The following is a 3715-nucleotide window of genomic DNA, read 5'->3' as shown; positions in this document are numbered from 1 at the left end:
CAGCACCAATGTTGGTAACATAATCATTGTTCAAAAATACATCATCATTGCTGAAAGTAGCATCTTTGGAGAGATAGAACTTGCTGTAGCTATAATCTGCACTAGTATTACCTTGGTTCTTGACTTGATAGTTAAGTTGGATGGTGCTACCAACTGTTGTGGTGCTTGGTGCAGAAACATTTTGAACGATTAAGTCTGGTGCAACAGAAGAAAGTGTAGTGACTGAACCAATACCCGTGCCGTAGATATCTCGGATACCATTGATGTCATCTTGGTAGAGGAAGGAAGTTCCTAAACCTGAATAACGCGCTCCGTAATACGGATTCATTATTGCCTGAGTGCTAGAATCATGAGCAAGACCTAACGCATGACCAATTTCATGTACTGCTACATATAGTAGGTCGATACCACCAGATGGGCTTGTTTTCCAGGTTTCGCTACTGTCAAAGTGGAGGTCGCCCGCTAAACCTGAACCAGTAGGATAATAAGCATGGGCTAAAACTCCACTGTCACCATCAATGTTGTGATAGCCGAAACGGAGTTGAGGAGTATTTACTGGTGCATAATCGGTATCTGATGGAGCAGGACCACTATCAACAGATTCCTTAAAATTTAGTGGGGCATATTTTGCCCAAAGTCCAAGAGCTTCTTTAATTGCTGCTTGGATTTGTAGAGAAGTAAGACCGCCTTTAAGAGTACCATCTAAAATATTACTATAGCTATAAGTAATATTAACTGCTGAACCTTTGCCTCCTAGCTGTGACCATTTATAATTACTGTTGACTGATCCAACTATGGGTTCATGGACTTGGTAACCAGGAGCATAGATGGCATCAGGAGCATAGCTATTGTGATTGACATTTAACCCATAGCTATTATCGGTTCTATATGAATTTATATTTGGATTATTTCCGAGAATACTATCTGTATTGATGAGATTATTTTCGCTAGAAAACATAGATTACTCCATTCAAAGTTAGGTATTTTGGCAAAACGAATCCGATAGCCTTTGCAATTTCAAAGGTTGAGAGTCAAATATTTGTTACTCGGAAAAATTAGGCAGGCAAATACTGATGCCTATACACTACACAAGCTTGGTAAATAATACTGTAATTTTTGTGTTTAATTTTACTATTTGTCTTGATATTACGTAAGTAATAAATTGTTAAAGTAATACATGATGATCAACGAAAATCTTGTGTCAGTTAAAGAAAAGATTCTGAGGGGGCGGATGTCGCCCCCTCAGGTACAGAAACTATTATTCTTCTTCACTACTGGTGGAATTTTTCTTTGACAGGATTTACGCAACTGGCGCAAGCGACGGCGCGACGCAGCCGCGCCGAGTACCTAACAACTAAAGGATAAACATCGGAACATTTGGGCGTTTTAGTTGCTGAACTAAATAATTGGACAATAATCCCCGTTTAATTTGATAAATTGTTTGACCACTTTGATCAGCATACAAAGCTTTCGGAATGGGGTTAAATAATACTTATGTACTATGAAATAGCGATGCCTGCGGCGAGCGAAGCGATCGCATTCTGCCAGTTACGTAAGCCCTGTCTCCGGTTTTAGATTCCGCAAACATTGAATCATTGTTGCAACTCTTAATGTTTTGCTTACCTACTTACTCTTAAATTTAGAATTGCTGACTGGGAACGAGGAACTGCGAAATTATAAGGAAAATGCTGAAAACCCCTGAAAAACAGCAACGCAGTTGCGTCCAAAGTACTTCAGGTGGTTGGGTTGAAAGCACGAGTAAGGTGTTTACGCCTCAGTCATGTTAAGATAGTTTAATTAGTACAAGATTTAAAAACCTACCCCCGGACTGGGGGAAAGTCCACGCCCGAAACAACCTTGAGGAGATATCACTACGCCCTAGCGGGCAAATGTGGTGAGCTGCGCGTACCTGTGCAAACAAGATATTAAGGACGCTCATAGTCTTAAGAATCTCCGCACCTTTAGGTCCGAGAGTGTGAACTCAGCTTATGATTGCAGACGCACAGATATACTACCTGCATGGGCAGGTAAACCTTCTGCTTCTGCTAAGGTCACGGCTGCTTTACCTATTGTCTGTAATGCTTGTTGATTGCATTCCAAATAGGTAATCCGCTTGAGAAAGTCGTAGACACTCAAGCCAGAGGCAAATCGGGCAGAACGTGCAGTAGGCAGTACATGGTTGGGGCCTCCTACGTAATCGCCAACTGCTTCTGGGGTATAACGTCCTAAAAACACGCTACCAGCACACTTAATTTGATTGGCAAACAATTTTGGGTTGTCTACGCACAATTCGACATGTTCTGGAGCTAGTTGATTCAACAGTGGTATACTTTCTGTCAAATCGCTGACAATAATCACGGCTGCATAATTTTGCCAACTGGCATTAGCGACTTGTTTGGTGGGCAGGTTAGCGAGAATTTGATCAACCGCCGCTATCACTTTCTGAGCAAAAATTTCCGAATCAGTAATCAAAATTGACTGGGCGCTAGGATCGTGTTCTGCTTGCGATAGCAAATCCCAGGCAATCCAGTCTGGGTTATTATGTTGGTCGGCTACCACCAGAATTTCTGAAGGCCCGGCGATGCTGTCAATGCCAACAGTGCCAAATACTTGACGTTTAGCTTCAGCAACATAAGCATTACCAGGGCCGACAATTTTATCTACGGGGGCAATGCTTTCTGTACCATAAGCTAATGCTGCGATCGCTTGCGCCCCACCAATGCCATAAATTTCCGTGACACCAGCAATTTGGGCAGCTGCGAATACGGCGGAATTAATCTCACCGCGAGGCATCGGTACTGTCATAACGATTCGTTCCACGCCGACAATTTTGGCAGGTAGAGCGTTCATCAGTAAAGAACTAGGATAGCTGGCACGTCCTCCAGGTACATAAATTCCCACTTGAGACAGCGATATCCAATTTAATCCTAGTTTTACCCCGGCTGTATCGGTGTAGCTAATATCTTGCGGTAGTTGTTTTTCATGGAAAGCCACAATCCTCTCAGCAGCAAGTTCCAGCGCCGCCTTGACATCAGCAGGACATTGTGCTGCGTGTTCGGCAATAAAGGTTTCGCTCAAATGCAAAGATTGGGGATTGTAGTGATCAAAGCGGCTAGTATAGTCCTTGACTGCGGCATCACCACGCACTTTGACATCAGCTAGAATCTCGCGTACTGTCCCACTAACATCAACTGTAGCTTCTCGGCGATCGCTGACAAGGGTTTTGAATCTATTAGAAAAATCTTTGTCGGTAGTTTGAAGCAGCTGCATAAACAGTCTCTTGCAAGCAGTGAATTCTCTAAATTAGTTTAACGTGAGTTCGACGGGTTAAAAAAATTATTTGTTACACAGCGATCGTTGTCATTTTTACGAAAGTGAGATGCTCCCGGTGGACTTTGTTTATGTAGTAGAAAATTCTATTCGTCCAATTTTTCCTAAATTTCTCACAAATGATTTAGGATTGCTATAGAATATCAAACTAAATCTTGACGACTAACGCTTTTATTCTTAATAAAGCTTTATCGTAAAAATCAAATCTAATGGAAAAACAGCAACTTATAAAACTGCTAATTGGTGATTTTACTTGGCAACGACTGCTGAAATCTTTAATATTTATCTATATACAGCAGATTGCAGGTTTATGAGGTACAGTAGCAGCAGTTTGCAAACCAATTTCTTAAATGTCTAGGATTGAACAAATTAAGTGCGATCGCAA

At 41.7% G+C, this 3715-nt stretch carries 2 protein-coding genes and 1 pseudogene; all 3 read right to left on the bottom strand.

Features of this window, described 5'->3' with window-relative positions:
- The coding region (locus V7L05_RS17185; protein WP_335165731.1) for a matrixin family metalloprotease at positions 1-958 on the bottom strand (958 nt) is incomplete at its 3' end.
- Positions 959-1354: 396 nt separating this feature from the next.
- A pseudogene (locus V7L05_RS34740) lies at positions 1355-1459 on the bottom strand (IS701 family transposase); the annotation flags it as partial.
- A gap of 527 nt (positions 1460-1986) precedes the next feature.
- Positions 1987-3270: a histidinol dehydrogenase gene (hisD, locus tag V7L05_RS17180; RefSeq protein ID WP_335165730.1), complete on the bottom strand. Its 1284-nt coding sequence runs from the start codon at positions 3268-3270 to the stop codon at positions 1987-1989.
- Positions 3271-3715: the final 445 nt, after the last annotated feature.

It is taken from the genome of Nostoc sp. (assembly GCF_036917755.1).
Lineage (GTDB): Bacteria > Cyanobacteriota > Cyanobacteriia > Cyanobacteriales > Nostocaceae > Nostoc.
This window is presented reverse-complemented; position numbering and strand designations above follow the sequence as displayed.